Consider the following 26087-nt stretch of genomic DNA (forward strand, 5'->3'; position numbering starts at 1 on the left):
CTGGTCATACCAGTTGTCAATCTAATCCATCGTCGACACAAAGAATGTTCAGAATGCAGCGCCGTTATCGCTCCAAATACATCTCAATCGCGGCGCGCGTCTTGTCGCGAATATCTTGGTGCTCATACCCTTCGACAAAGCGGCCATATAATTGTTCGCCAATCAGGAACGGCAGCGTCGTTTCGTATTCATTCACGTTCAAAACACCGCTTTCCTGAAACGGATCAATAAAGTCCAATGATATGCCATAACGATGCCCACCCGCCGGACTGGGCGCGTGAATTTGCAACCAGACCAGAAACCGCGCCACGTCCTTAGCCACAGCTAGCCAGCTTTCCCCTTGAATATCAACGCCATAGATCGTTCCCTGATGATAATGCGCGTTTATGCCGACGAAATCGCCATGGGTAGCTGCCTGAACAACCGGTACCCCTCTGACCCCGTCAACCTGGCGCCGAATGGACGCAAGCAACCGGTCCAAAAGCAGTCGATCCGGTGGTGACGCAATGCGATCTGTCTTAACCGACGCTAGCTTTTTCACCCAGAATGCAGGTCCGAAACGGCTGTCCCTTTGGCGGAGCGAACAATACCGGCGGAGCCACTTACCGCTCTGCTTCACCAGCTGTCGCCGCTCCTCACCAGACGCCTGCGCAATCTGGTCGCCCAGCCGTTTCCCGGGGGCAAAGCTAAGCACTGCAATGCCGTCCTGCGGCCAAGCATATAGACATCGGTTCGCCTGATAGCGGATGTCGTCGAATGACCGCTCAAGAAAATCCAGCTCGTCTTTAAGCCGACGGATGGTTTGTGGCGCGTCACTGTCAAAGAAGCGTTTTATAACCGCTTCTTCGCCGTTAATCTTGGCCCGAAAAACCCAGCTTTTCTGGCTACATTTCAGGGCATCCCCAAGGGTGAATTGCTGCACATTACCCTTGGCATTTAACACTGCCGTCAACTCTTGGCGTGCCGTTTCCTCCGCCACCAGCTTATCGACCCACGAAGGCTTTTCTAAACGCATTTTCCCGGACGGTCCCCAAATCCCTGCCCCAGCATAGCGCGAATGCAGCTATGGTACAGATGCAACTGGGACCGGCATAGATGACGTGCGAGATAGCGTAGCACACCTAAGATCGGAGAGCTTTCCGCCGGAAGTTTACTCGCTCCACCCGTGAACATGCACATCCCGTCCGGAATGTTCTTTCATGATCTTGGTGGCCAGCTCCTCGTGCTCTTTGTCTTTTACCCGAACCCACAACAAGATACCGCCGTGTTCGATCTGTTTCGCGTAATAGTCTTTGTGGTGCTGTCCCACACGCCGGGCCAGCAGCGCGCCGACGATAGCAGCAGGGACGCCGCCAATGGCGATTGCAGCGATGGACGCCGCCAAAGTACTGGCCGCCGTGAGCATCGCCGCCATGGCGACATATGATCCTAGAAAGAAAAACCCGCCGGCGATACCGCCCTCAAGCTCGCCGATTGCTTCCTCGGATACGAATGCCGCGCGGGGGGCGTCGGGGTCGTCCTCCAACTCGGGCGAGCGCCAATAGGCGGTGCCCAGCTTTTCCTTCAATGTGTCCTCTGCGCCAAGCAGGCTGATGTCGTATCGGCTGAACCCAACCATCCTCAGATCATAGAATGCCTTTTGCAGGTCTTCAAAACTGTCGAAAACGCCAACAGCCTCGGGGATTTTGATGACGGTGGTGTGGTGATCTGCGTCTTTGGTCGCGGTCATGAACTTGTCCTTCTGCGCAATGCTGGATTTGAGTTCAATCTAGACGGCGATTTTCTGTACAACATTGATCCATATCAACCACGCGCGCAGGTGGGCGGCACCCCTACCCTGCGCAGACCTCAGCGGCAGTCCGCTCAAGTCCTCGCGATTGCCCAATCCGACATCTCTGGCAAAAGATCGTTCAGCACGTTCTGAAATGCAGCCACAATTTCAGTGACCTCGTCAGAGGCAACCAAATCCGTCTGCGAGAACCGACGCGATGCGACAACACGTTGATTGCTGTCGTTGATCAACGTCAGATCAAGGTCAACAGTGACGCTAAACACACCGTTTTCCAATGCGTTGACCTCGAAAGCGTCGATGCGCACCAGCAACGCTTTGTCCGGGATCGGCCCCGCGTCGCTGCGCCCGACATATGCGATGCGGCCCGTTTCAGATATGCTGCGGATCAACAAGGATTGCACAACAGCCGGTACTTCATCGACCCAACGGGCATCGGGCAGATAGGTGACCGACACCGCGTCGGGTTTGATCATGATACGGTCCGTGGCCAGCGCCGCAGACGCTTGCGGCTTGGCCACCAATAAAGTGCGTGATCTGCGGCCACCGCTTGTTGATCCGGCGGCGGGGCGCAGGTCATAGGTATCCAGCGGTGCGGCAGCGCTGTTGATCGACGATATTGCAGCACAGCCGCTTAGCGTGGACAGCGCCCCGAACAGGGCGGCGCGGCGGGTCATGGTTTGCATAGATCTATCTCCTGTATTCAGGGACACGGCCGTCCAAGATAAAGCGGGCTGGATCGCGTTCAATGCGGCGCGCAAGACTGCCCAATGTGTCGATTAACGTGCGCGCCTCGCTGGCGAGCCTTGTGAGTTCCGGCAGACCTTTATTGGCAAAATCGCCGATGCCGGGGGTGGCGTTTGCCACGGCGGTCTGTATCTGGCGGGCCACCGCATCGCTGCGGGCAATCAGCGCACGCAGCTCGGATGTGATGGCGGGCATGTCGCGGGTCACGTCCGTTACGGCGCGGCTGATCTCATCCGCCGCCGTCCGGATGTCGGTCATCATCGGTTCCAGATCGGTGTTCAAAACCACCGTCGCCGCGTCAAAGGTTGTTTGCGCCGATCCAAGCGCGCCATTGGCGACGCCAAGCGTCGTATCCAGATTGGTCAGGCTCGTTTGCGCTTGGGTGAACAGCGTGTTGGCAGTCCGGATCGCCGCCTGCACATCATCGGCCATCGGGCCCAATCGGTCGGTAAAGCCGGTCAACTGCGCGGCAAGGTCTTCGATGGCTTGGTTCGCCGTGGCAACGCCGCTGCGGATATCGGCCGTGATCACCGGCACATCATTCGCAATTACCGCGTTTATCCCGTCGATGGCAGTTTTTGCATCGGCCAGCACCACCCGCGCCTCGGCCACCAGCTGCGTCCCATCGCCATCCACAAGATGATCAAAACTGTTTGATGCTTCGGTCACGGCGGTAAAGGCAGTATTGGCCCCTTCAAGCGAGGCCTCAAGCTCGACCAGCCGCGCGTTCAAAAGGGCTGCGGTCTCGGAAAACCCGTCGAGCGTGGTGCCCGTGCGTTGCTGCACATCCGCAATCGCTGCATTCGCCTGCGCTGTTGCCTCAGACACCAGTGCCAGGATTTCGGGAACCTGCTGCGTCAGAATGGCTTTGGCCTGATCAAAGGTTTCTTTGGCGCTGTCGATGGCCCCCACCGACCCCGTCAGCGCCTTATCCGCCGTGCCAAACGCAACTGTGGCTGCCTCAAGCGTGCTGTCGGCTTGCTCAAGCGTGGTCGTGACGGCGGCACCGATGGTATCAAGGCGGTTGGTGAATTGGGTGATCTGGTCGGTCGCATCGCGCACGGTGCCGGTGATCTGTGAAAAATCGCCTAGCGCCTGATCCAGACGGCCAGACGAAGTGTCGATATTGCGCAGGATGTTGGTCACATGCTCTTGGTTTTCCGGACCGGCGAGGTTTTGAAACTGCTCTAGCAACTTCTTCGCCTCGACCAAAAGATCGGGCCCGTCTTCCACCAGCGTTTGCACGGTGGACCGGCGCGAGGGGATCATCAACCAACCATCCGCATTGGCGACAAGCGGCGGTGCCGTGGGTGTCCCCCCCGAAAGCGAGATATAAGCGACACCTGTGACCCCCTGCGATTGCAGTTGCGCCACCGTATCAGACCGGATCGGCACGTCGCCTTCGATCTCGATGGTGGTGAACACCTTGGAAGGGTCCTGTGCGGCTATCTGCAAACCGACGACCTTGCCGACCGAGATACCGTTGAACAGAACGTCGCCCGACGCATCCAGCCCCGACACGTTGTCGAACAGAATGCCGTAGGTTTGGTATTGCTTGTTGATTTGAACACTGGCCAACCAGACGAAAAACGCCAAGGTGCCAAGGATCGAAAGCAGGGTGAATATCCCGATCAGGATATAATTCGCGCGGGTTTCCATCAGTGTGCCCCTTCTTTCTGGGCAGAAGACAAAGCCGCCCGCGCGCGCGGACCGTGGAAATATTCATGCACCCAAGGGTGATCAACCTGCATCATTTCTTCCATTGTTCCTACGGCCAGTACTTTTTGATCGGCCAATACAGCGATGCGGTCACAGATCGCATGCAAACTGTCCAAATCATGCGTCACCAAAAACACCGTCAGCCCCAGCGAGGCCTGCAATTGTTTGATCAAGATATCAAAGGCCGCCGCCCCAATCGGGTCAAGCCCTGCGGTGGGTTCATCCAGAAAGACAATTTCAGGGTCCATGGCGATGGCGCGCGCAAAACCGGCACGTTTGCGCATCCCGCCCGACAGCTCTGACGGGTATTTCGCCATCGCGTTTTCGGGCAACCCGACCATGCGGACCTTGATACCGGCCAAGGTTTCACGCACGTCATCCGGCAAGGCCAGCTGTTCGCGCATCGGTGCCTCGACATTCTGGCGCACGGTCAGCGACGAAAACAACGCCCCGTCCTGAAACATCACGCCCCACCGACGACGCAAGGCACGGAACTCTGCGTCAGAGGTTGATCGCACGCTTTGGCCGAACACCTCGATCTGGCCCGCGTTGGGTTCCAACAACCCGACGATGGCCCGCAGCAGCACGGATTTACCGGTACCAGACCCGCCCACAACGCCAATGATCTCGCCCTGTTTCACATCCAGGTCCAGACCGTCATGCACCGTATGCGTTCCGAACCGCGTCACCAGTCCGCGCACGCTGATAATTGGATCGTTCACCGTATCCATCATACACCCACCACCGCGAAAAAGACCGAAAATAACGCGTCCATCACGATAACCATAAAGATCGAAAGCACCACCGAAGCCGACGTCAGCCGCCCCAGTGATTCCGCGTCGCCGCCCACTTTCATGCCCTCGTAACAGCCGATAATGCCGATGATCAGCGCAAAAAACGGCGCTTTGATCATGCCGACGCTAAAATGCCAGACGTCGGTGTTGTTGACCAAACGCGTCTGGAAAACCGCAGGCGACACGCCCAACTCGATCCATGACATCAGCGCGCCCCCGATCAGGCCAGAGATATCTGCGATGAACCCCAATGCCGGCAGCATCAGCATCAGCGCCAGCACGCGCGGCACCACAAGGATCGTCACCGGATCAAGGCCAAGGGTGCGCATGGCATCGATCTCTTCGCGCATTTTCATCGAACCAATCGACGCCGTGAACGCCGACCCGGACCGGCCCGCCACAATGATCGCGGTTAACAGAATGCCAAGTTCACGCAGGATCGAAATGGCAATCAGATCAACGACAAACACCTCGGCACCGAATTGGCGCAGCTGTGCCGACCCCTGAAAGGCCAGCACGACCCCGATCAGAAATGCCATCAACGCCACGATGGGCACCGCGCTTACGCCGATTTCCTGACAGTGATGCACCACCGATGTCAGACGCAGGCGGCTGGGGTGCCGGATGATGCCGCCCAATGTCGCAATGACCTGCCCCAGAAACGAGATCAGCTCGACCGTCATGCGCAAGGCGCGCACGACCTTACGGCCATACGCCTCGAACCGATCGGCAATTGTAATGGGTTTTGCCGGTGCCAAATCATCCGGCGGCATGTTCTTTTCAACCGTCTTGATCAATTGCGCCTGCGCATCGGACGCGCCCGTAATCTCAAGCGATATGTTATGCTGGGCCGCCCGTTTCTTGTGGTCCAGCAGAAACCATGCACCAGCGGTATCAAGCTGGGATAGCTCCGTAATATCAATGTAATGAACCGATTCAGGCATCGCGCTTGAGCTGTAACCCTTAAGCTGAAGCATTGTGTCGATCAGCAAGCGCCCCGAAAGGGTCAATGTCCCCTCGGAGATCGAGCTGCTGATCGTTTTCACAGGCGCGTCGGCGGGTTCAGTCATAGCATTAACCCTAAGTTATCGTGGTGACGGGTGCCATGTCTTTTCGCTTTGCTCCGCAAGCATTCTTTGGAACAAAGCGCAGACAGGCCGATGCAATTGACTATGTGACCGGGTGCCGAACGGCTAGTGATTTGCAGCGCAGTCCTTGCAAAGCGGCGCATACAGAACAGCGGCCAAGCGCGCCTCCGAAATCTGCGCGCCGCATTCCTTGCAAATGCCATAGCTGCCGTCTTTGATCCGCTCCAAAGCGAGGTTGAGCAGCGCAACTTCCTTTTGTGCCGCCATCCCGATGCCTTCCAGCACCTCGTCATCCTCAAGGTCGATCGATTGGTCGTTCATATCCGGCGATTTGGGCTCTCCCAGCTCGTCATCGACCTCGTGCATACGGGCATCTAATTCTTGCAGGCGCGCCTTGATCAAGCGGGCGTAATGAGCGTGGTCAAGCATGTTTCATCCTCGATATGTATGTGATCACCCTTTTACGGGCGCCGTTAATGTGGCCGCCGCACCCCTGCTATAGCTTGCAGGTAGAGATGCCAAAGATACGGTAAAGCGGGCAGAACCGGAAAAGCCCGGTGACAACGAGAACAAGCCCAACGGCCATGCTGCCGTATGAAAGCACTGTACTGCTCCAGACGGCGGGGATGTTCAAAAGCGGCGCAACGATCAGCGCAAGACCAAGAATGATCCTGATGACACGGTCCAGATTTCCAAGATTGGCGTTCATGATACTCTCCATTTCTAAGGGGGTTAGTGGATGTGGGTTGGTCGATCTCTGACGGGGCGGTCGTGCTTTCGCACCATCAGGTCTGTCATACGTCGGGAATATGACGCGAAAACAAAGGCCCTGAATGCCTTGGACTCTGACATCAGCGCGTCAAAGATACGGCTGGGGATCAGGACCGCCTCGACATCGGTTTCGGCGATAGCATGGGCGGAATTTCCACGATAGGCCAGCAAACAGGCCGTCGTCAGAACGCAGCTTTCGCCGGCCTGAATGTGATAGGATACAGTTTCCCGACCCGCGTCAGAATACAGCTGCACCCGAACGGTACCCGTCACAACAAGCAGCAGGTTTTCGCCAGCGTCATCCGCGCCCGATAGCGCCGCCCCAGAGGGCCGCCGTATCATATGGGCATGGCGGTCTAGCTGGGCCGACACATGGTCAGAGATGCCCGCCAAATCCGGAAATGCCGCGCGCCATTCGTGTGTTATCACCATATTACATCACCTGTGTTTCGATCAGATTAGACGACGAAGCACAGCGCGGATTGATCTAGGTCAACGCAGCAGTTTAGGCAGCATTTCAGGCAGGTCTTCCGCAATCAAACCGGGGCCAAATGCCTCAGCACAACGAAAATGCAGCGCGGCGGCGATGCAGGCCGCGTCAAACGCGTCAAAGCCACGGGCCAGCAAACCAGTGATAAACCCCGCCAACACATCCCCCGATCCGGCGGTTGCCAGCCAGCTGCTGTGTTGAAACGGCGCGGACGATACGATGACGGGCGCATGATCTGGTGCCGCGATGACAGTATCCGGCCCTTTGAACAACACCACACAACCGGCTTTTTCAGCGGCGCGTTGCGCGAGGGTCACGCGGTTGGATGTTTCGTCGAACGCATTGGGGATGAAACGGCGCAGCTCGCCCTCGTGCGGGGTCATAACGCTTTGCCGGTTCGAAATCTCGGGCAGCGGATTTGAGGTGTCGGATATCAGTGTAATCGCGTCGGCATCGATGCACATCGGCAGCCCCAGGGTCAGCGCCTGCCCCAGTAGCGTTTTGCTGGCAGATGACAGGCCGAAATTGGGGCCGATGCAGATCGCTTGCGGCTTGATCGCGCTCAGATGATCCTGAAAACCGGCGTCATCTGCATAGGGTTTAACCATAATCGCGTTTAGCTGTGCCACATGTTCCGCCACCGCATCAGCGCGACACACGATACTGACCAGCCCCGCCCCGATCCGCAATGCCCCGCGCGCGGCCAACCGAGCGGCCCCACCTTGGCCAAAGGGGCCGGAAACGACAGCGCCGTGACCATAGCGATGCTTGTGCCCTGCCCCCGATTTGCCAAGCGACTGCCAATGCTGATCCGTCATTTCAAAAACGGGGATTTCGTTTTCGGGATTGGTCATGTGCGGCTTTCGTCTGGCTTTGGATTGATTGCTAATCGGGCGGCGGTCGCCCCGGTCACACGGGGACATAGAGCACAAGAGTACGATGTCACCCGGTGACCAATACCAATCAAATCGGCTCGTGCCGTGCAAGGCGACGCATGATCGCGTCGCGTTCCTCAAGCAGATCCAGCACCAACGCGACCCCTGCAATATTGATACCCAAGTCACGATTTAGCCGTCTGGCCTTTTTCGCACGGGCAATGCTTGCCCCGACAAAGCGCCAGTTCCCGCTGCTGCTGCCCATGGGGTCAATCACCCCATGTTCGACCAGTTCAATCACCCAGGTTTCGTCAGCCTGACAAAATCGACATAGGTCAGGCAATGACAGCGCATCAACAACATCAGGCTTCATTGTTGTCTTTTTCATTTCATTTCCCTCCAAGACCGGCCCGCGGATCAAAGGCCATCTCTTTGGCCATTTTCTCGAAGAACGCGCGCGCCTCTTCCGTTTCAACCTTTGGATTTACGATTTTCAAAGTGGCATAGATGTTGCCCGCCGGGGTGCCGGGCAGACCCTTGCCCTTCAGCCGCATTTTCTGGCCGGATCGTGCGTTTTTGGGGATGCGCAAATCGACCTTGCCGCCGGGGGTGGGCATGACCACGTGACCGCCCAATGCGGCCTCCCATGGGGCGATGGGCAGATCAAGGTACAGGTCTTTGCCATCGGCCCGGAAAATCGGATGCGGTGCAAAGGCGACCTCAAGAAACAGATCACCTGCCGCCTTTGCACCCGGCGACCCTTGGCCGGCCAGCCGAATATGCTCCCCTGCTGAAATCCCCTTGGGCACATGCACCGAGATTTTGCGGTCCTGCATGGTCACAGTTCCGTTCGGCCCGACAACCGGCGATCTCAGGCTCAATGTACGATCGGCACCGCTATAGGCATCCTCGATCGAGATTTCGATACGTCCGTGGCTGTCTGCACCCCGACCCGATCCCATACCCATGCCGCCCGCTGGGCCAGAGCCCCTGCGAAATAGGTTTTCAAAGAAATCGCTGAACCCTTCGTCGCTCTGCGGGCCGCCGCCAGAAAACTCGAAATCGTTGTCCCAACCGGGGGGCGGCTGATAGCGGCCTTGCGATTGCGGTGGCTCTTTGCCCAGTTGGTCATAGGCCGCGCGGCGTTCGGGGTCTTTCAAAACCTCATAGGCCTCGTTCACGTCCTTAAACTTTGCCTCGGATTCCGCATCGGGATTGATATCAGGGTGGTATTTGCGCGCCCCCTTGCGGAACGCCTTTTTGATCTCGTCATCCGTTGCGCTGCGCTCGACGCCAAGCACCTTGTAGTAATCTTTGAATTCCATTTGCCAATCGTCCAATTGATAGCTTTGGATTTTATAGTGTCATGAAATTTCGGTCACCGTTTGATCTGTGTCATTTTACCCGCTTCGGCTGATGTTAGCCTATAGATCACTGCCCCCGCCCCTTGCCCGGGCGCATTTTATGGATGGAGAATAATATGAAGCGCCGCACGATATTATATGTGATGGATATCAACACCCCCGACACCCTGATCACCGAGGCCGCCGAAGCCGCCGCCGTGCAAGACAACCGTTTGATCTGCCTGATCTTGGGCGCATCGCCGTTCATTCCGGTTTATGTATCCCCGTACGGTGCCGGTGCCGTTCCGGACAATTGGGCCGAACTGGTCGCCGAGGTGCAGCAAACGCAACAAGACCGCGTGCAAGAAGTCGAAGCGCTGCTGGCCAAAAGCAACGTACCGGGCGATGTCCAATCGGTGATCTGTGCCACAGCGGACGCAAAACACGCCGTCGCACGGGTCGCAAGGGTATGTGACGAGGCCTATCTGGCCGCAAACCTGCGCGACACGCCAGACTTCCTGCGTGAGGCGGCATCGGGCGTCTTGTTCCATTCGCCAATCGGGCTTCGCATCAACGGGTCCACCGCCGACAAGATCGCGCGTGTTTTCGTGGCATGGGATGACAGCGAAGCGGCGGCAAGTGCCGTGCATGCGGCCCTGCCCTATCTGATGGCCGCAAAAGAAGTCGTGATTGCCAGCATCGACCCGCTGATGACCGCCCAAGGAGACGGCCAAGACCCCGGCACAGATGTCGCCGCATGGCTTAGCCACCATGGCTGCAACGTCACCGTTTCGCAGTACCCAAACGGTAAGCTGTCGGTTGAGAAATGCATCCAGGACCGCGCACAGGAATTCGGGGCCGACCTTGTGGTCATGGGGGCCTATGGCCACGCGCGGATGGTTCAGGCCGTTCTGGGTGGCACAACACGGTCGATGATCGAACAGACCGACCTGCCGGTATTTTTGGCGCATTAAGCCGTTTAGACGACGCATCCCCCAAGACCGTCAAAGCGGGCCGCAAAAACTATAGCGGCCCGCTTTTAGTCGGTTTCTAGATCATCCCGTTCTCGATCCCTAGACGGGGAAGTTTCCGTTATCAAAGGGATCATATTCCGGGTCCTCGGCCGGCGTATCTGGCTGCGGCACCTCGGTCGGGGTCGGGTTTTGATCTGGATCTTGTGGCCCTGTAGGCTGCGGCGGTTCTGCCGCCGGTTCAGGATCATTCGGCGCAGGTACTTCTTTCGGCGGCGTGTCGGACGGCGGACGGGGATTTTCAGGCGGCATGGTGTTTCCTTTGCTTAAGATTGGCCCAAACTACCGCGCCGGCACCAGCCCCGACTTGATCGGCGTCAAGTCACGCCGCCGACGATTGATGTGCATCAATCTGAAGTAGCACGAATCGGATACCTGTTAACTTGGGTGCCAAAGCGTACCGACCCAACCCCTAACCAATTTCCGAAGGGCCGTTCCGCTGTCCCGGTTGCGATAGCGCAAATGCCCCCACGTGCAACTTTGGAGACTTTCCATGACTATGAACTCTGCCGACGACCTCCCATTCGCTGACGGCATCAAACGCGGTCGCAACGTGATGATTGCCCTTGGTGTCGTGATGATACTGGTGGGCTTTGCGGCCATCGTCTTTCCCTTGATCAGTACCTTGGGTGTTGTCTGGATGACCGCCACTATGCTGATTATTGCCAGCATCGCACAAACCATAGGCGCGTTCAGCTATCCCAAATGGAGCGGGGTCATCCTTGGCCTTCTCATCGCTGCGGTGTGGCTGATCGCCGGTTTGTATTTGCTGCTCTTCCCTCTCGAAGGGGTGTTTGTCCTCACAATCATCCTTGCGGCCATGTTTCTGGCCGAAGGGGTCATCAAGACTGTCCTTTCCTTTCGCATGCGGCCGCTTTCAGGCTGGGGATGGCTTTTGTTTGACGGTCTGATCACCGCCGTTTTGGGGGCCGTACTGATTTGGCAGATGCCGTCCGCCGCACTTTGGGCTTTGGGCACGCTTGCCGGGATCAGCATCATGATCTCGGGCTGGACTCTGGTGATGATCCCCATCGCGGTCAGCAAGGCCTTTGGCGATCTCACTTAAGTCGGGCCAACCGATCTGTCAGAATATCAACCCGCCTTGGACATCAGGTTTCTGCCCACGGCAAGTAATTCCAAGGCATGCTCTAGGAGAGTGACATGAAAAAGAAGAACGACATTTTCCCCTATGAAGAATGGGTCAAAAGCCGCCTCGACGAGATGGAAGCGGTGTTGAAAGTCTTTGAAAACACTGCCGAAGACGTCAAAAAAGACACCCGCAAGACCGCCGAACAGGCGATAAAGGACATGAAAAAACACCGCGATGCGTTTAAGAAAAAGCTGAAGGCAGAGTACAAAGACGACGCGAAAACATGGGATCAAACCAGCGCGAAGCTTGAAGCCGAATGGGAAGCGTTTGAGGACGACGTAGAGGCCTATTGGAAGAACGTGGGCGAAAAGACGGAGGCCATCGAAGACACCTTTAAAGCACAGGCCGAAGCCCAGCAAAAAGCCTGGAGCGATGCCGCAGAGCGGATCAAGCAAGCCGCTGCCGATTTCAAGGCAGAACGCGATGCCGAGGTCGACGCAGCCGTCGCCAAAGCGGATCATATTGCCCAGAACGCCGGGGCCAAGCTTGAGAACATGGGCGATGCGGGCAAAGCATCATGGGCCGCCTTACGCTCCGCTTTGAATGAATCTCGGTCGGCGTTTGATGCCGCCAATGCAAAGGCCCAAGCGGCCTTCAAGGACGCGTTGAAAAAGCACCGGAAAACCTGAACCGCTTGGCCTCAATCAACTGGGGCCATACGATAACAGTATGCCCGATCGGGGTGGCGGAGTATATTCAGTCCGGCACCCCGTTTTGCTGTACCGACCGATTACTTTGACCAAGGACCAGAGCAATATGAAACGCGCAACCGATGACCTCGTGAAAATTGCGTTGCTGGTCTGCGCTGTTTCGGGGCTCGTCTTGGGCATTGCCTTTTATCTGTTTGGCAAAAGCGATTTGGCGACGCTGTTTTGGGTCATCGGTGTGGTGCCGGTTCTGGTCGCCCTGTTGGTCGAGATTTTGCGCAGCTTGTCACGCGGTGACGTCGGGCTGGACATTGTCGCGGCGCTGTCGATGTCCGCCGCCCTCGCTTTTGGCGAAACCCTCGCGGCGGCTGTTGTCGCGGTGATGTATTCCGGCGGCACCTTTCTGGAAATCTTCGCTCAAGGCCGTGCGCGCCGCGAGATGCACGACCTGCTGTCGCGGGTCCCGCGCACGGCCACGCGCCATAAAAACGGCAACCTCGAAGAAATTCCTTTGGATGAAATCGAACCGGGTGATCTGCTGCTGATCCGCAAGGGCGACACGGTGGCGGTCGACGGCACGGTCGCCTCTGATGTCGCTTTTGTCGACACATCCGCCCTTACTGGGGAGTCCTTGCCAGCAAAACTGTCGCGCGGCGATCCGGCGCTCAGCGGGTCCACCAACGCGGGCGAACCGTTCGAGCTGACAGCGACACACCGCGCCAGCGAAAGCACCTATGCAGGCATCATGCGGCTGGTAGAGGAAGCCCAACGATCCAAAGCGCCCATGGCGCGGCTGGCTGATCGTTGGTCGCTTGGCTTTCTGGTGGTGACGGTCGCAATCGCCTTTGCCGCGTGGTGGTTCACCGGTGATCCGATCCGCGCCGTGGCCGTGCTGGTGATCGCGACGCCCTGCCCGCTGATCCTTGCTGTGCCGGTGGCATTGGTCGCGGGGCTGTCACGCGCCGCGCATTTCGGGGTTCTAATCAAAGGGTCCGGCGTGCTGGAAAAGATGGCGCGCATTCAAACGCTGATCTTGGATAAAACCGGCACCTTGACCGACGGGCGGCCCCGCATCGTCGCCATTCAAACCCACACCGACATTTCCGAGGATGACATACTCGGCCTTGCCGCAGCGCTTGACCAGACCTCGACCCATCCCGTGGCGCAGGCCATCGTTGCCGCTGCAAAAGCACGCAACCTCACGCTCCCCTTTCCGTCACAGGTGATTGAGGTACCGGGCGAAGGCCTTTCGGGCCGTATCGACGGGCGCGATGTCATCGTCGGTGGCGACGGGTTTGTGACGCATCAGGTGGGCGCAACAAGCAGCAGCGACCTGTCACGCACGGCGGGATCGGTTGTCGTTGCTGTGGCCGTGGACGGCGCGATGGCGGGGCATCTGGTGATGGCCGACCCGCTGCGCGAGGGCATTGCGGCCATGCTAGCCAGCCTGCGCCGGATCGGGGTTGGCCGGATCATGCTTGCCACTGGCGACCGGGCCGCAGTGGCGGAACAAGTGACCAAGGATTTGGGGCTCGACGCGATTAGGGCCGATCTCACACCTGAACAAAAAGTGCTGCTGGTGCTGACCGAACGCAAGAACGGGCCGGTGATGATGGTTGGCGACGGCGTGAACGACGCCCCTGCCCTTGCCGCCGCTGATGTGGGCGTGGCCATGGGCGCGCGCGGGGCTGCCGCCTCGGCCGAGGCGGCGGATGTGGTGCTGCTGATCGACCGTGTGGATCGGTTGGCCATGGGGATGGATATCGCGGGCCGGTCCCGTGGCATTGCCCTGCAAAGCGTGGTTGCGGGGATCGGACTATCGGTCATCGGCATGATCGCTGCGGCCTTTGGATATCTGACACCCGTCCAAGGCGCGCTGATCCAAGAGGTGATTGACGTGGCCGTTATTCTGAATGCCCTGCGGGCCTTGCGCATCACGCCCCCTGACCCGACCCTTTCCTAAGCCGGCAAAATAACGCGTTGAGGATTGACGCAGGTCAATTTCATACCGGCGGATCAGGTGTATTCGACTGACAGGTTCACGTTGGTTGGAAAGGGCAGGAAGATGGCAAATGTCGCCGCACTTCATAATGAAACACCCGTGGCACCGCGCCCCAGCCCCCGGACGGAGCCGACCTCCTATTCCGATCCGGATTTGGAGCGCCGCTCGCATATCCACACGACGATGGAACAAGCGTTGGACAAGGGGCTAAAGGCCGCTCAGGCGCGCTTTACCGGCGGCATATCCCCTATCGCGCTTGCTGCTGCATATGCAGACTGGGCTTTGCATCTGTCCTCGGCCCCCGGCAAACAGCTTGAGCTGCTTGAGAAAGCCGGCAAGAAAATATGGCGTTTCACCACCCACGCCGCCCGTTGCGCCCAGAACCCCAATACCACCGAAACCTGCATCACGCCGCTGCCGCAGGACAAACGGTTCAAGGACGAAGCGTGGCAACAATGGCCGTTCAACATGATCTCGCAGGGGTTTTTGCTGAACCAACAATGGTGGCAGAACGCGACAACTGGCGTGGCCGGGGTCACCCGCCAGCATGAAGACGTGGTGACCTTTGTCACGCGCCAGATTCTCGATGTTTTCTCCCCCTCGAACTTTGCCCTGACCAACCCCGAGGTGCTGGCAAAAACCGCAAGCGAAGGCGGGATGAACCTGGTGCGCGGCTGGCAGAATTTCCTTGAGGATGCGACGCGGGCCAACAGCGGCGAAAAGCCTGTGGGCCTTGAGGACTTTAAGGTCGGTGAGAATTTGGCGACCTCCCCCGGAAAAGTCGTGTACCGCAACCGGCTGATCGAACTGATCCAATATGCCCCGACAACCGATAAGGTCCGGCCAGAACCCATTCTGATCGTCCCTGCGTGGATCATGAAATACTACATCCTTGATCTAAGCGCGGAAAACTCCTTTGTCCGCTATCTGACGGCGCAGGGGTTCACGGTTTTCATGATCTCGTGGCGCAACCCTGATGGCGCTGATCGCGATCTGGGCATGGATGATTACCTGTCCAGCGGTGTGATGGAGGCCGTTAATGCGGTCGATACCATAACGGGCGGCGAGCACATTCATGCCGTCGGGTATTGTCTGGGTGGCACGCTCTTGTCGATTGCGGCGGCGGCGATGGCACGTGACAATGATGCGCGGCTAAAAAGCCTCACGCTTTTGGCAGCGCAGGTTGATTTCACCCAAGCAGGTGAATTGACGCTGTTCATCAATGACAGCCAACTGGCCTATCTTGATGATATGATGTGGGACAAAGGCTATCTTGATACCAAACAGATGGCCGGTGCATTCCAGCTTTTACGCTCGAACGATTTGATCTGGTCGCGGGTGATCCATGACTATCTGATGGGCGGCCGGTCCGAGATGAACGATCTGATGGCGTGGAATGCGGATGCGACGCGCATGCCGTACAAGATGCATTCGCAATACCTACGCCAACTGTTTCTCAACAACGACCTGGCAGAGGGGCGGTTTCTGGCCGGTGGTAATAACGTTGCGATTACGGACATTCGCGCACCGGTCTTTATGGTGGGTACTGAACGCGATCATGTCGCGCCTTGGCATTCGGTTTATAAATTCAATCTTCTGTCCGATACCGATGTTACTTTTGTTCTGACCAATGGCGGGCATAACGCGGGCATCGTATCCGAACCCGGCCACCCGCACCGCCACTACCGCATGCGCGCCAAACACAAGGACGCGCCCTATCACGACCCTGACCGGTGGTATGCCGAGGCCGATGTTGTGGACGGATCGTGGTGGCCCGCACTTGTGACGTGGCTGGGCGACAAATCCGGCGATCCGGTACCGCCGCCCCCGATGGGCACCCCCGACGGCAGCTATACCGCCCTGTGCGACGCCCCCGGCACCTATGTTTTTCAGGAGTAATACCCGATGCGAATGACAGCCCCCAAAGGGACGCTTTGATGCAGTTTATCGAAAACCGCACCTTCGACGAGATCAAGCTGGGGGAAAGCGCCAAATTGACCCGGACGCTGAAGCCTGCGGATATCGAACTGTTTGCGGTCATGTCGGGCGATGTGAACCCTGCGCATGTGGATCAGGAGTACGCCCATTCCGACATGTTCCACAAAGTCATCGCGCATGGGATGTGGGGCGGCGCGCTGATTTCTGCGGTTTTAGGCACGGAACTGCCTGGCCCGGGAACCATCTACCTTAACCAGAATTTGAAATTCCTGCGCCCCGTCGGGCTGGGTGACACCGTGACGATCCGCGTGACAGTTACGGCGAAAGACGCCGCGCAGCATCACGTGACGCTGGCCTGCCTGTGCACCAATCAAAACGGCGAAACCGTGATCGAGGGTGAAGCAATCGTCGTGGCCCCCACCGCCAAAGTCCGCCGCCCCCGCGTTGTGCTGCCAGAGGTGCATCTGCACGAGCGCGGAAGCAGGTTTGCGGACCTGATCAAAGCAACATCTTCGCTTGCGCCGGTGCGTACTGCCGTTGTTCACCCCTGTGATGCCGCGTCTTTGAAAGGCGCGCTTGAGGCAGGAGAGAAAGGTATCATCATCCCGGTTCTGGTGGGGCCTCAAGCCAAGATCGAAGCGGCAGCACAGGATGCGGGCTGCGACTTGACCGGTATTGAAATCATCGACGTGCCCCACAGCCATGCCGCCGCCGAACAGGCCGTGGCGCTGGCCCGCGCCGGCAAAGTTGATATGTTGATGAAGGGTAAGATCCACACAGATGAGCTGCTGAAACCCGCCTTGGACAAGGTGACAGGTCTGCGTACCGAACGCCGGATGAGCCATATTTTCGCGCTGGATGTGCCGACCTATCCCAAGCTTTTGCTGATCAGCGACGCGGCGATCAATATATTTCCCGATCTGTCGGCCAAACGCGACATCGTCCAAAATGCAATCGACCTTGCCATTGCACTGGGCATTGACCTGCCCAAAGTCGCCCTGCTGTCAGCGGTCGAGACTGTGACCTCCAGCCTACCCTCGACCGTCGACGCGGCGGCCTTGTGCAAGATGGCGGATCGAGGCCAGATTACCGGCGGGTTGCTGGACGGGCCGCTTGCATTCGATAATGCCATTTCCAAAGCCGCTGCAGAGGCCAAGGGGATCATTTCCGATGTCGCTGGACAGGCCAATGTGCTGATTGTGCCTGATCTGAATTCCGGAAACATGATTGCAAAGCAGTTGATCTATCTGGCCGGGGCAGATGCAGGCGGGGTCGTGGTGGGCGCACGCGTTCCAATCATCCTGACCAGCCGCGCGGATGGCGTGTTGTCCCGCATCGCGTCCGCCGCCATGGCACAACTGATGGCACATGCCACGAACCCCGCCCCCATTCTATAAGCGGCTCGTATCTCACGCCCCCTGCCCGCTATGCCCCTATGCCTGATCACATTTTCGCGTGCGTTGGCTGGTAACCACCGTCGCATTGATCTTCATCAACCCGTTTTTGAGAAATCAAACTAGCAAAGGGGGAAACAATGCGAGGAGGACGGCAGCATGACCAAAAGCACAAGGCGCAAACAGCGATCAAGCGGTGCGACCATAAGCACGAAACACGCTGCGGCTGGCCGGTTCATGCGTGACCGAAACCAAAAGTCCGACGGGAAAATTTATGTGGGGTAACGCCATAAAGATCGCGCAACTGCGCGGGTTTGATATCAAGATCGACGCCAGTTGGGTGCTGATCGCCGCGTTGATGGTCTGGAGCCTTTCAACGAGTTATTTCCCCAGCCAATTGCCCGACGTCGACCAACCGACGGTATTGACCATCTCGGTCATCGCGATGCTGGGGCTGTTTGGCTCGTTACTGCTGCATGAATTGGCCCATGCCGTCGTTGCCCGGCGGTTCGGCGTTCGGGTGTCGGGGATCACCTTGTTTCTCTTCGGCGGCGTTGCAGAGATGCAGACAGAGCCCCTAAGTGGCAATACGGAATTCTGGATCGCCATCGCCGGTCCCGCGGCCAGCGTCGCCATTGCACTGGCCTTTTGGTTTACCGAGCTGTTGGCATTTTTCGTCGGGCTACCGGATACGGTGCAATCGGTCCTGTCCTATCTGGCCATCATAAACTTGGTCCTTGCGCTGTTTAATCTGTTGCCCGCCTTTCCCATGGACGGCGGTCGCGTCTTGCGCGCGTGGCTTTGGGCGCGGTCTGGCGATTTGCTGGCCTCGACCCGCACGGCGGTCACGATCTCGACCTTTTTTGCCTACGGGCTTATGGCGCTTGGCCTTTATGCTGTGTTTTCGGGCTCGGCGGTCTCGGGGCTCTGGCCCGTCCTGATCGCGCTGTTCTTGCTTGCAACGTCACGTGCGACGCTCACCCAGGTTGAAACCAACATCGCCTTGGACGGCCGCACAGTGGCCAGCCTGATGACCCAAGACCCATGGACCGCTGACCCCAGCCTGTCCCTTTCGGAACTGGTAAACCGGGTTTTCCTCAAGCATTCGATCAGCTTTGCCCCGGTTGTCGAAAGCGGCACGCTGTTGGGGTACGTCGATACGCAGATTGTCCACAAGATCGATCGCGAACACTGGACCACCACCATCGTCGAAGACGTGGTAGAGCCGACATCGCAAGAAAACACGGTGCCCTATGATATGATGGCCTTGGATTTGATCAAGCTGATCCAGAAAACCGGACGGCGCAAATTTCTGGTTGTGGGGGCGCATGGGCTTGTCGGGGTGATCACGCTTTCAAATATGATGGCCCTGTTGAACGTTTCGCGGGATATTAGGTAGCGCACCCCGCATATGTGTGAAAAACTGGTCCGGTATTTTCGGATATAATCGGCCCATGTTTTTGACGCGGAAGTGAACAGATGGAAATTGAGGACGACGGCGCTGTCCTGCTTGCACTACTTGATGCGGCAGTTGACGCCATTCTGATCTCGGATCAATCGGGCAAAATTTTGCGCCTGAACAAGGCCGCTGCGAACCTGTTCGGTCATACGGTCGAAGACCTGACTGGTCAGAATGTGAAGGTCCTGATGCCGCAGGACATGGCCGTGCGACATGACGGTTTCCTGCGTCACCACCTTGAGACGGGCGAAAAACGGATCATCGGGCTGGGCCGCGATGTCGAAGGGATACGCGCGGACGGCACCACCTTTCCGCTGCATCTGTCAGTCGGGCGCGCGGATATCGCGGGCGAAGTTGCCTTTGTCGGTATTCTGCATGACCAATCGCGCAGACGCGCCGCCGAGGAAGCCGCCGCACGATCCCAACGCATGGACGCAATCGGGCAAATGACCGGCGGTATTGCACATGATTTCAATAACTTGCTGGCCGTTGTGATCGGCAACCTCGAGCTGCTAGAGATGGACGAAACCCGCGAGAAAAGCCGCGCCATGATCACCGACGCCCTTGAGGCGGCAGAGCTGGGCGCAGACCTGACATCACGGCTGATGGTCTTTGCCCGCACCACCAGTCTCAAGCTTGAGACCATCGCGATGAACGATGAAGTGTCCAAAGCAGTTTCCATGCTCAGGCGGACAATCGGGGCACATGTGAGTGTCGAGGCCGCGCTGGCCAGCGATTTATGGCACACCCGCGCCGATGCGACACAGCTGCAAACCGCCGTTCTGAACATGGCCTTGAATGCGCAGGATGCGATGCCCGAGGGCGGCAAGGTGTTTTTCGAGACCCGGAATGTCGTGCTGGACGATTCCTATATCGCGCAGGAGATCGGCATCGAAACCGGCAGCTATGTTCGCCTGTCTGTCAGCGACACCGGCGAAGGCATGTCGCCCGAAACCCGCAACCGCGCGATGGAGCCGTTCTTTACCACGAAACCAACCGGCGAAGGCACCGGTCTTGGGCTGTCGATGGTCTATGGTTTCGTCAAACAATCCGCAGGTCACGTCACGATTTACAGCGAGCTGGGCCAAGGCACCACAATCAGCCTGTATTTCCCCGCCTCAATGGATGCCGATACCAAAGAGGTCGCCAATAAAGACAACGACCAAGCCTATGAAGGTATCGGTGCGGACCGGCTGATCCTCTTGGTCGAGGACGATGTTCGGGTGATGCGTCTGTCCAAGGCCCGCCTGCTGGCCTTTGGCTTCCGGTGTGTCACGGCCGAAACCGCCGATGCGGCATGGGCCATCTTGCAAGAGCGCGACGATATCGATCTGGTGTTCACCGATTTGGTCATGCCCGGGAAAATGACCGGCCATGACCTTGCCCAGCGGATCGCTGCGGAAAAGCCGGATCTGCGGGTGTTGATGACATCAGGTTTTTTCGAGGGCGTGCTGCGCGCGGAAGACATCGGTGCCGAAACCGCGATCCTGCGCAAACCCTACCGTCAGGCCGAACTGGCCCAAGCGCTTCAGGCGGTGTTTGAAGACACGCAACCCTGATCAACCGCGCGCGCTGTCAGCATATAGCCGATCCCGCGCACTGTTTTAATCAGCACCGGCCGCGACACGTCGCGTTCGATCTTTTTGCGCAGGCGGGCCACCTGATTGTCGATGGTCCGATCCAACGGTGCCCAGTCATGCCCGCCGATCAAATCCATCAGCCTGTCACGTGACAGCGGTTTTTGCGGATTGTCCAAAAAGGCCGCCAACAGTTTGAAATCGGCGGTCGTCAGCTCGCAATGCTGCCCCGTCCGGTCGATCAATAGCATCTGGTCCAGCCCGATTTTCAAACCGTCCAGATCAAGCAACCCGTCGTTTGACGTTGTTTTAGGGGCAGGTTCAACCGCCACAGGCGCGTGCCGTTCAGCGCGGCGTAAAACCGAATGCACCCGCGCCAACACTTCGCGCACGTGAAACGGTTTGGTCAGATAGTCATCGGCGCCCAGCTCCAACCCGACAACGCGATCAATCACGTCGTCCTTTCCTGTCACCATAATAATCGGAACTTCGTGATCGCGGCGTATTTCCCGGGCGACGTTCAGGCCGTCTTCGTCGCCGAGGTTCAGATCAAGGGTCACCAGATCGGGCATGTCGGTTGCAAAGGCATCGCGAACGTCTTGCGATGTCATCGCCTCGTCCACAATATATCCGTCCCCCTCCAGACAGCGCCGAAGGAGCGTACGAATTTTGGCATCGTCATCGACGACAAGGATTCTTTGCTGCGCCATGGCTCCAATCATCTCCTACGACGATCATACTGACAGCGTCATAAATTTCCACCCGCATAAGTGGAAGCCGCGTCAGGATACAATCAGTTACAATTTGATACAGTGATGCGCGTCTTGCTGCGACCAATACTTGAGAAAGTACCCCTAAGCAAATTGGGGAATGCAACATGTACGTAACACTTTCAAGCGAATCTACTGCGGCAAATCAGACATTGGCACCTAGCCTAGTATTTCAGGCACCAGCACCACAGCAGCAGCAAAGAAGCTATGCAACCGGCACGCACCTGTTTCACGAGGGCGACACAGCCAACCACGTCTACGAAGTAAAAACAGGGGTTTTGCGCCTGACACGGGTGCTTGAGAACGGCCGCCGGCAGGTTATCGCCTTTGGCTTGCCCGGCGATATCATCGGTTTTCCCAACGGCGATGCGCATCACACAGATTGCGACGTGGTCGCCACAGCCGAGATCGTGGCACACCGCCGGTCGACCTTGGAAACCGGCGCAGGCGACCCCGAGACACATCAACGTCTTTTGCACGCGGCGCTGCGCGAAATCAGCGCCATGCAAGACCATTTCATGATGCTTGCCCGTAAATCCGCATCCGAGAAAGTCGCGTCTTTCCTTTTGGCGATTTCCAACCGGACCGGATCACCACGTGGCAACTTCACCACGTTTTCCCTACCCATGAGCCGCGCTGACATCGCCGATTTCCTAGGCCTCACCGTTGAAACGGTCAGCCGCACGTTCAGCATTCTGCGCAAGGATGGGATCATCTCGCTTGAGACACCTCAAACCGTGCTGGTCCTGGATATGGAAGCGCTGCTGGATGCGTCACAAACCGACGACTAAGACCCTCCTGCCCCCATATTTCCCGATCCTATCCGTAATGACCGCTGACAGCTTAGTCAGCGGTCATTCGCTTTTTGCGGGCGGCAATCAGCGCCAGCCCCCTATCACTGCGGCGTATCCAGAACCGGGCCGGCATCGCTGTTCATCCGGTCGAATAGCGCCATCGACATGCCGCCGATCCCCAGCAACACGAGTGCAAAGTTGGCCATCCACCCCAGCACGGGAATGAAGTTCAACAGTGACGCCACCGTAACGCCGATCACAAGCGCCACCAGCCGCACCCAGATTTTCGGGTTCTCGTCTGATCCAAAGCTGTGCAAGACGCGCATCGTCAACGCATAAGCCCCCAAAATGTAACCCAGCGTCCAGATCGCCACCAAACCAAGCAGCACAATCGGCACGAGCGGCAGACCAATCACCGTCAAGGCGCTGATCGGGACCAGCCCGAACAAGATAGACAGCCCCATGGCGCCAAACAGCAGCGCCTTGCCCGGTCGTGCTTCGATCTTGCGGCGCAGATGCCGTACGCGGTTGGGCACAAGCGCCAGAAACAGCGCACCGATCACCACAAAGAAGCCCACGGTGACCAGAAACGCCCCAAGCACCGACATAAAGGTCGGCAGAACCGGGTATTCCCAATCAGACCACATCTCTTGCGCGTCTTTCATCACATCGCTGCGGTGATAGGGTTCGAATTTAATGCGGTCGGCCGATACCACGCTTTCGGGAATGTCCATGCGGGTCGGTGCGGAATAGGTCAGCGCGCCGCCGATGCGGGCATCCTTGCCGAACACCAAGGTCTCTCCCGTCAGGAAAACGTCGCCATCGACCTGCGCATCCAGCGTTACCGTACCGCCGACAGCCATAACCGCGCCGCCGACTGGCCCTTCTATCGTGACCTTCGCCCCGGTCAAACGCGCATTGCCAGCAACCTCGGCGTCGGGGGCGGTCCTGACGCTGAAACCCGATGCGGTTAAATCGCCCGCGACACTGCCCCGTAGGCTGACGGAAAAGCCCATGAGATACAGATCGCCACCCGTTGCGGCATCCGCGTCCACGTCAAACCCGACGGCATGTGCGTCCTCGGCAATCTCGCCCTGCAAGGTGACGGTTGCGCCCGTTGCGAACACGTCGCGCCCCGCCTGGAACGGTGTCGTGCTTTCGCCTGCCCGGAATATATCACCGCCAAACGTGCGATCTGTGGTCTCTGCCATTGTTTGGCTCGCCATCACCATCGCGGCGCAGGCCGTCAAAATTCTAATGAGTCCGATCATCATCAATCTCCTCTAATACGTATATATCCGCAGGGTACGTGTGATGGTGGGCATCGGAGTTGATCGGGATCAAGTCGGAGGGGCTGTGGTTTGGCCCGCGCCGAAGAAAACAGATATATTGTTATATTTCAATCACTTGAAGCGCAAAGATGATGCTACACATCAACTTTCAACATGGCTCTCGATATCAGTTATTTTAGTTTAAAATCAACGCTATAAGCCACTAACCTAATGCATAACCTGCACCGCGGACCGTACGGATCGGATCTTCGCCACCATGCTGGGTCAACGCTTTGCGCAGACGTGCGATGTGGACGTCAACGGTGCGGGTGTCGACATAGATGTCGCGGCCCCAAACGTGATCGAGCAACTGATCGCGGCTGAACACACGGCCCGGACGTTCCAGCAATGTCACCAGCAACCGGTATTCCGTCGGCCCCAGCTTCAACGCCTGCTTGGCGCGGTTCACACGGTGGGTTTCGGGATCAAGAGTAATGTCATCAAAGCTAAGCGACGTGCCCCCGCTTGCCGGGCGCACGCGGCGCAGTTGGGTGCGGACACGGGCCATCAATTCACGCATGGAATACGGCTTGACCACATAGTCATCTGCGCCGGTTTCAAGGCCGCGCACGGTGTCGACCTCCTCGGACCGGGCGGACAGCATGATCACGGGGATATGGCGCGTGTCCTCGCGGGTTTTCAACTGGCGGCACACTTCGATCCCGCTCAGCAGCGGCATCATCCAGTCCAGGATCACCAGATCGGGCAAGGCTTCGGCGACCAGCAGCATCGCTTCTTCGCCGTTTTCGGCACGCCGCACCTCGAACCCTTCGGATGTCAGGTTATAGGCCAGAATTTCACGCTGTGCCGGTTCGTCTTCAACCAACAATATCTGAGGATGCGCCACAGACATGCGTTTACCCCTTTAGCTTGGTCGAGGTATCGTCGGCCTTGGGCCTGTCCTCGTCCGGTTGCGTGCCGGTGACCAGATACACGACCTGTTCGGCAATCGACGTCACCAGATCACCCATGCGTTCCACGTTTTTTGCAATGAAATGCAGGTGCATACAGGATGTAATGTTGCGCGGGTCTTCCATCATAAAGGTCAGGAATTCGCGGAACAGCGCGTTGTACATTTGGTCTACGTCTTTGTCGCGGGCGATGACGTCCATTGCCAGCTCGGCGTCGCGCTGCACATAGCTGTCCAATGCGTCCTTGAGCATCGCCTCGACGGTTTTGCACATCCGCCGGATCGCGCCCGTGCTGTCGCTAACCTCGGGCAGCTGGGCCAGTACGGTGTTCCGCTTGGCCATATTTTTCGCATAGTCGCCAATGCGTTCCAGGCTGGCGCTGATCTTGATCACACTTAGGATCAGACGCAAATCAATTGCCGTTGGCGCACGCAATGCGATGACGCGAGCAGCGCGTTCGTTAATCAGTTCTTCCAGCGCATCAATCGCCTTGTCGCCGTCACGCACCTGTGCGGCCAGTTCTTCATCGCGGGCCTCAAGGGATTGCGCGGCAAGGCGAATGGCGTCTTCGACCATCCCACCCATTTTCATGATCTGCGCCTGAACGCTTTCCAGATCACGGTCAAAAGCTGATGCAATATGTTGATCTGACATGATATTATCCAATCCGGCCTGTGATATAGCTTTCCGTCCGAGGGTCCTCGGGCGACGTGAAAATCTTGTCTGTTTCGCCGTATTCAACCAAGTTGCCCAAGTGGAAAAACGCGGTTTTCTGGCTGACCCGCGCGGCCTGCTGCATGGAGTGTGTGACGATCACGACCGAATAATCCTGACGCAACTCGTCGATCAGCTCTTCGACCTGCGCGGTGGCGATCGGATCAAGCGCGGAACAGGGTTCGTCCATCAGCAGCACTTCGGGTTCGGTCGCAATGGCGCGGGCAATACACAAACGTTGCTGCTGGCCCCCCGACAGGCCTGTGCCGGGGGCATTCAGGCGGTCCTTGACCTCGTTCCAGATCGCGGCACGTTTCAGCGCACGCTCAACAATATCGTCCAGCTCGCTTTTGTTGCGGGACAACCCGTGGATGCGCGGGCCATAGGCAACGTTGTCATAAATCGATTTCGGGAACGGGTTCGGCTTTTGAAACACCATCCCGACCTTGGCGCGCAACTGTACAGGATCAACGCTGCTGTCATAGATGTCTTCGCCGTCAATCAGGATGTCCCCTTCGACGCGGCAGATATCAATTGTGTCGTTCATCCTATTGATACAACGCAAGAAAGTTGATTTGCCACAGCCCGACGGCCCGATAAAGGCGGTGACGGTTTTGTCTTGGATTTCGACCGAGACATCCTTGATCGCGTGGTTGTCACCGTAATAGACCTGCACGTTACGGGCCGAGATTTTGATCTTATCTGTGGTCACGTCCATCTCCGAAATAATATGATCTTTCATTGCCTTACCGT

General features: G+C 57.8%; 27 protein-coding genes. 9 read left to right on the top strand and 18 right to left on the bottom strand.

The annotated features are described in order from the left end of the window. Window positions 1-64 precede the first annotated feature (64 nt). The 12 genes from AADJ11_RS14385 to AADJ11_RS14440 form a co-directional block, all read right to left on the bottom strand. The gene (locus tag AADJ11_RS14385) at window positions 65-1015 is read right to left on the bottom strand and encodes a hypothetical protein (RefSeq protein WP_341235210.1); all 951 of its coding nucleotides are present in this window, start codon (window positions 1013-1015) and stop codon (window positions 65-67) included. A 135-nt stretch (window positions 1016-1150) separates the two neighbouring features. Then, the gene (locus AADJ11_RS14390; RefSeq protein WP_341235211.1) at window positions 1151-1729 is read right to left on the bottom strand and encodes a hypothetical protein; all 579 of its coding nucleotides are present in this window, start codon (window positions 1727-1729) and stop codon (window positions 1151-1153) included. Between the two features lie 134 nt (window positions 1730-1863). Continuing rightward, on the bottom strand, window positions 1864-2475 hold the full coding sequence (locus tag AADJ11_RS14395) for an ABC-type transport auxiliary lipoprotein family protein (protein ID WP_341235212.1): 612 nt from the start codon (window positions 2473-2475) through the stop codon (window positions 1864-1866). Window positions 2476-2479: 4 nt separating this feature from the next. Continuing rightward, entirely contained in the window at window positions 2480-4195 is a 1716-nt protein-coding gene (locus tag AADJ11_RS14400; protein ID WP_341235213.1) for an MlaD family protein, read from the bottom strand. Continuing rightward, window positions 4195-4986, bottom strand: a complete 792-nt coding sequence (locus AADJ11_RS14405) for an ABC transporter ATP-binding protein (protein ID WP_341235523.1) — start codon at window positions 4984-4986, stop codon at window positions 4195-4197. The genes AADJ11_RS14400 and AADJ11_RS14405 overlap by 1 nt, the downstream gene beginning before the upstream one ends. Beyond that, the gene (locus AADJ11_RS14410) at window positions 4986-6119 is read right to left on the bottom strand and encodes an MlaE family lipid ABC transporter permease subunit (protein WP_341235214.1); all 1134 of its coding nucleotides are present in this window, start codon (window positions 6117-6119) and stop codon (window positions 4986-4988) included. Before AADJ11_RS14410 ends, AADJ11_RS14405 begins: the two co-directional genes overlap by 1 nt. 123 nt (window positions 6120-6242) lie before the next feature. Then, window positions 6243-6566 (bottom strand): TraR/DksA family transcriptional regulator, encoded by a 324-nt coding sequence (locus tag AADJ11_RS14415; protein ID WP_341235215.1) that lies wholly within the window; start codon window positions 6564-6566, stop codon window positions 6243-6245. Between the two features lie 67 nt (window positions 6567-6633). Then, window positions 6634-6846 carry a DUF2892 domain-containing protein gene (locus AADJ11_RS14420; protein WP_341235216.1) on the bottom strand — a complete coding sequence of 71 codons (213 nt, stop codon included), beginning with the start codon at window positions 6844-6846 and terminating at the stop codon, window positions 6634-6636. Between the two features lie 23 nt (window positions 6847-6869). Then, the gene (locus AADJ11_RS14425) at window positions 6870-7340 is read right to left on the bottom strand and encodes a Crp/Fnr family transcriptional regulator (protein ID WP_341235217.1); all 471 of its coding nucleotides are present in this window, start codon (window positions 7338-7340) and stop codon (window positions 6870-6872) included. Window positions 7341-7400: 60 nt separating this feature from the next. Next, window positions 7401-8252, bottom strand: a complete 852-nt coding sequence (locus AADJ11_RS14430; protein ID WP_341235218.1) for an NAD(P)H-hydrate dehydratase — start codon at window positions 8250-8252, stop codon at window positions 7401-7403. Window positions 8253-8361: 109 nt separating this feature from the next. Next, the gene (locus AADJ11_RS14435; RefSeq protein WP_341235219.1) at window positions 8362-8661 is read right to left on the bottom strand and encodes a chaperone modulator CbpM; all 300 of its coding nucleotides are present in this window, start codon (window positions 8659-8661) and stop codon (window positions 8362-8364) included. A 1-nt stretch (window position 8662) separates the two neighbouring features. Continuing rightward, window positions 8663-9598: a DnaJ C-terminal domain-containing protein gene (locus AADJ11_RS14440; RefSeq protein WP_341235220.1), complete on the bottom strand. Its 936-nt coding sequence runs from the start codon at window positions 9596-9598 to the stop codon at window positions 8663-8665. Between the two features lie 155 nt (window positions 9599-9753). Between AADJ11_RS14440 and AADJ11_RS14445 the strand changes: the two genes are divergently transcribed. Next, window positions 9754-10590, top strand: coding sequence for a universal stress protein (locus AADJ11_RS14445; protein ID WP_341235221.1), 837 nt, complete (start codon window positions 9754-9756; stop codon window positions 10588-10590). A 99-nt stretch (window positions 10591-10689) separates the two neighbouring features. Here the strand turns inward: AADJ11_RS14445 and AADJ11_RS14450 are convergent, their stop codons facing one another. Next, entirely contained in the window at window positions 10690-10899 is a 210-nt protein-coding gene (locus AADJ11_RS14450; protein ID WP_341235222.1) for a hypothetical protein, read from the bottom strand. A gap of 241 nt (window positions 10900-11140) precedes the next feature. On the opposite strand from AADJ11_RS14450, the gene AADJ11_RS14455 reads away from it, so the two are divergent. The 7 genes from AADJ11_RS14455 to AADJ11_RS14485 all read left to right on the top strand — a co-directional run bounded on the left by AADJ11_RS14455 (window position 11141) and on the right by AADJ11_RS14485 (window position 20796). Further along, the gene (locus AADJ11_RS14455) at window positions 11141-11713 is read left to right on the top strand and encodes an HdeD family acid-resistance protein (RefSeq protein ID WP_341235223.1); all 573 of its coding nucleotides are present in this window, start codon (window positions 11141-11143) and stop codon (window positions 11711-11713) included. 95 nt (window positions 11714-11808) lie between these two features. After that, complete coding sequence (locus AADJ11_RS14460) at window positions 11809-12426, top strand: hypothetical protein (protein ID WP_341235224.1); 618 nt, start codon at window positions 11809-11811, stop codon at window positions 12424-12426. Between the two features lie 127 nt (window positions 12427-12553). After that, window positions 12554-14407 carry a heavy metal translocating P-type ATPase gene (locus tag AADJ11_RS14465; protein ID WP_341235225.1) on the top strand — a complete coding sequence of 618 codons (1854 nt, stop codon included), beginning with the start codon at window positions 12554-12556 and terminating at the stop codon, window positions 14405-14407. Between the two features lie 222 nt (window positions 14408-14629). Continuing rightward, window positions 14630-16345 (top strand): alpha/beta fold hydrolase, encoded by a 1716-nt coding sequence (locus AADJ11_RS14470; RefSeq protein ID WP_341235524.1) that lies wholly within the window; start codon window positions 14630-14632, stop codon window positions 16343-16345. Between the two features lie 38 nt (window positions 16346-16383). Next, entirely contained in the window at window positions 16384-17781 is a 1398-nt protein-coding gene (locus tag AADJ11_RS14475) for a bifunctional enoyl-CoA hydratase/phosphate acetyltransferase (protein ID WP_341235226.1), read from the top strand. Between the two features lie 271 nt (window positions 17782-18052). Then, a complete protein-coding gene (locus tag AADJ11_RS14480; RefSeq protein WP_341235227.1) occupies window positions 18053-19177 on the top strand; it encodes a site-2 protease family protein in 1125 nt (374 codons plus the stop codon). Between the two features lie 80 nt (window positions 19178-19257). After that, complete coding sequence (locus AADJ11_RS14485) at window positions 19258-20796, top strand: ATP-binding protein (RefSeq protein WP_341235228.1); 1539 nt, start codon at window positions 19258-19260, stop codon at window positions 20794-20796. Here AADJ11_RS14485 and AADJ11_RS14490 read toward each other — a convergent pair. Then, a complete protein-coding gene (locus AADJ11_RS14490; RefSeq protein ID WP_341235229.1) occupies window positions 20766-21524 on the bottom strand; it encodes a response regulator in 759 nt (252 codons plus the stop codon). The two genes, AADJ11_RS14485 and AADJ11_RS14490, sit on opposite strands and share 31 nt — an antisense overlap. A gap of 167 nt (window positions 21525-21691) precedes the next feature. On the opposite strand from AADJ11_RS14490, the gene AADJ11_RS14495 reads away from it, so the two are divergent. Further along, window positions 21692-22375 carry a helix-turn-helix domain-containing protein gene (locus AADJ11_RS14495; RefSeq protein WP_341235230.1) on the top strand — a complete coding sequence of 228 codons (684 nt, stop codon included), beginning with the start codon at window positions 21692-21694 and terminating at the stop codon, window positions 22373-22375. Window positions 22376-22479: 104 nt separating this feature from the next. On the opposite strand, the gene AADJ11_RS14500 is transcribed toward AADJ11_RS14495, so the two are convergent. The 4 genes from AADJ11_RS14500 to pstB all read right to left on the bottom strand — a co-directional run bounded on the left by AADJ11_RS14500 (window position 22480) and on the right by pstB (window position 26076). Beyond that, window positions 22480-23652, bottom strand: coding sequence for a hypothetical protein (locus AADJ11_RS14500; protein ID WP_341235231.1), 1173 nt, complete (start codon window positions 23650-23652; stop codon window positions 22480-22482). Between the two features lie 220 nt (window positions 23653-23872). Then, complete coding sequence (phoB, locus tag AADJ11_RS14505; RefSeq protein ID WP_341235232.1) at window positions 23873-24562, bottom strand: phosphate regulon transcriptional regulator PhoB; 690 nt, start codon at window positions 24560-24562, stop codon at window positions 23873-23875. 4 nt (window positions 24563-24566) lie between these two features. Next, on the bottom strand, window positions 24567-25274 hold the full coding sequence (gene phoU / locus AADJ11_RS14510; protein ID WP_341235233.1) for a phosphate signaling complex protein PhoU: 708 nt from the start codon (window positions 25272-25274) through the stop codon (window positions 24567-24569). A 4-nt stretch (window positions 25275-25278) separates the two neighbouring features. Further along, entirely contained in the window at window positions 25279-26076 is a 798-nt protein-coding gene (gene pstB / locus AADJ11_RS14515) for a phosphate ABC transporter ATP-binding protein PstB (RefSeq protein WP_341235234.1), read from the bottom strand. Window positions 26077-26087 lie beyond the last annotated feature (11 nt).

The sequence above is a fragment of the uncultured Sulfitobacter sp. genome (assembly GCF_964021855.1).
In the GTDB taxonomy this organism is placed as follows: Bacteria; Pseudomonadota; Alphaproteobacteria; order Rhodobacterales; family Rhodobacteraceae; genus Sulfitobacter.

Excerpts from the sequence above, each read along its gene's own strand:
- AADJ11_RS14385 (WP_341235210.1), bottom strand. The coding sequence starts at position 1,015 with ATGCGTTTAGAAAAGCCTTCGTGGGTCGATAAGCTGGTGGCGGAGGAA.
- AADJ11_RS14390 (WP_341235211.1), bottom strand. The coding sequence starts at position 1,729 with ATGACCGCGACCAAAGACGCAGATCACCACACCACCGTCATCAAAATC.
- AADJ11_RS14395 (WP_341235212.1), bottom strand. The coding sequence starts at position 2,475 with ATGCAAACCATGACCCGCCGCGCCGCCCTGTTCGGGGCGCTGTCCACG.
- AADJ11_RS14400 (WP_341235213.1), bottom strand. The coding sequence starts at position 4,195 with ATGGAAACCCGCGCGAATTATATCCTGATCGGGATATTCACCCTGCTT.
- AADJ11_RS14405 (WP_341235523.1), bottom strand. The coding sequence starts at position 4,986 with ATGGATACGGTGAACGATCCAATTATCAGCGTGCGCGGACTGGTGACG.
- AADJ11_RS14410 (WP_341235214.1), bottom strand. The coding sequence starts at position 6,119 with ATGACTGAACCCGCCGACGCGCCTGTGAAAACGATCAGCAGCTCGATC.
- AADJ11_RS14415 (WP_341235215.1), bottom strand. The coding sequence starts at position 6,566 with ATGCTTGACCACGCTCATTACGCCCGCTTGATCAAGGCGCGCCTGCAA.
- AADJ11_RS14420 (WP_341235216.1), bottom strand. The coding sequence starts at position 6,846 with ATGAACGCCAATCTTGGAAATCTGGACCGTGTCATCAGGATCATTCTT.
- AADJ11_RS14425 (WP_341235217.1), bottom strand. The coding sequence starts at position 7,340 with ATGGTGATAACACACGAATGGCGCGCGGCATTTCCGGATTTGGCGGGC.
- AADJ11_RS14430 (WP_341235218.1), bottom strand. The coding sequence starts at position 8,252 with ATGACCAATCCCGAAAACGAAATCCCCGTTTTTGAAATGACGGATCAG.
- AADJ11_RS14435 (WP_341235219.1), bottom strand. The coding sequence starts at position 8,661 with ATGAAAAAGACAACAATGAAGCCTGATGTTGTTGATGCGCTGTCATTG.
- AADJ11_RS14440 (WP_341235220.1), bottom strand. The coding sequence starts at position 9,598 with ATGGAATTCAAAGATTACTACAAGGTGCTTGGCGTCGAGCGCAGCGCA.
- AADJ11_RS14445 (WP_341235221.1), top strand. The coding sequence starts at position 9,754 with ATGAAGCGCCGCACGATATTATATGTGATGGATATCAACACCCCCGAC.
- AADJ11_RS14450 (WP_341235222.1), bottom strand. The coding sequence starts at position 10,899 with ATGCCGCCTGAAAATCCCCGTCCGCCGTCCGACACGCCGCCGAAAGAA.
- AADJ11_RS14455 (WP_341235223.1), top strand. The coding sequence starts at position 11,141 with ATGACTATGAACTCTGCCGACGACCTCCCATTCGCTGACGGCATCAAA.
- AADJ11_RS14460 (WP_341235224.1), top strand. The coding sequence starts at position 11,809 with ATGAAAAAGAAGAACGACATTTTCCCCTATGAAGAATGGGTCAAAAGC.
- AADJ11_RS14465 (WP_341235225.1), top strand. The coding sequence starts at position 12,554 with ATGAAACGCGCAACCGATGACCTCGTGAAAATTGCGTTGCTGGTCTGC.
- AADJ11_RS14470 (WP_341235524.1), top strand. The coding sequence starts at position 14,630 with ATGGAACAAGCGTTGGACAAGGGGCTAAAGGCCGCTCAGGCGCGCTTT.
- AADJ11_RS14475 (WP_341235226.1), top strand. The coding sequence starts at position 16,384 with ATGCAGTTTATCGAAAACCGCACCTTCGACGAGATCAAGCTGGGGGAA.
- AADJ11_RS14480 (WP_341235227.1), top strand. The coding sequence starts at position 18,053 with ATGTGGGGTAACGCCATAAAGATCGCGCAACTGCGCGGGTTTGATATC.
- AADJ11_RS14485 (WP_341235228.1), top strand. The coding sequence starts at position 19,258 with ATGGAAATTGAGGACGACGGCGCTGTCCTGCTTGCACTACTTGATGCG.
- AADJ11_RS14490 (WP_341235229.1), bottom strand. The coding sequence starts at position 21,524 with ATGGCGCAGCAAAGAATCCTTGTCGTCGATGACGATGCCAAAATTCGT.
- AADJ11_RS14495 (WP_341235230.1), top strand. The coding sequence starts at position 21,692 with ATGTACGTAACACTTTCAAGCGAATCTACTGCGGCAAATCAGACATTG.
- AADJ11_RS14500 (WP_341235231.1), bottom strand. The coding sequence starts at position 23,652 with ATGATGATCGGACTCATTAGAATTTTGACGGCCTGCGCCGCGATGGTG.
- phoB (WP_341235232.1), bottom strand. The coding sequence starts at position 24,562 with ATGTCTGTGGCGCATCCTCAGATATTGTTGGTTGAAGACGAACCGGCA.
- phoU (WP_341235233.1), bottom strand. The coding sequence starts at position 25,274 with ATGTCAGATCAACATATTGCATCAGCTTTTGACCGTGATCTGGAAAGC.
- pstB (WP_341235234.1), bottom strand. The coding sequence starts at position 26,076 with ATGAAAGATCATATTATTTCGGAGATGGACGTGACCACAGATAAGATC.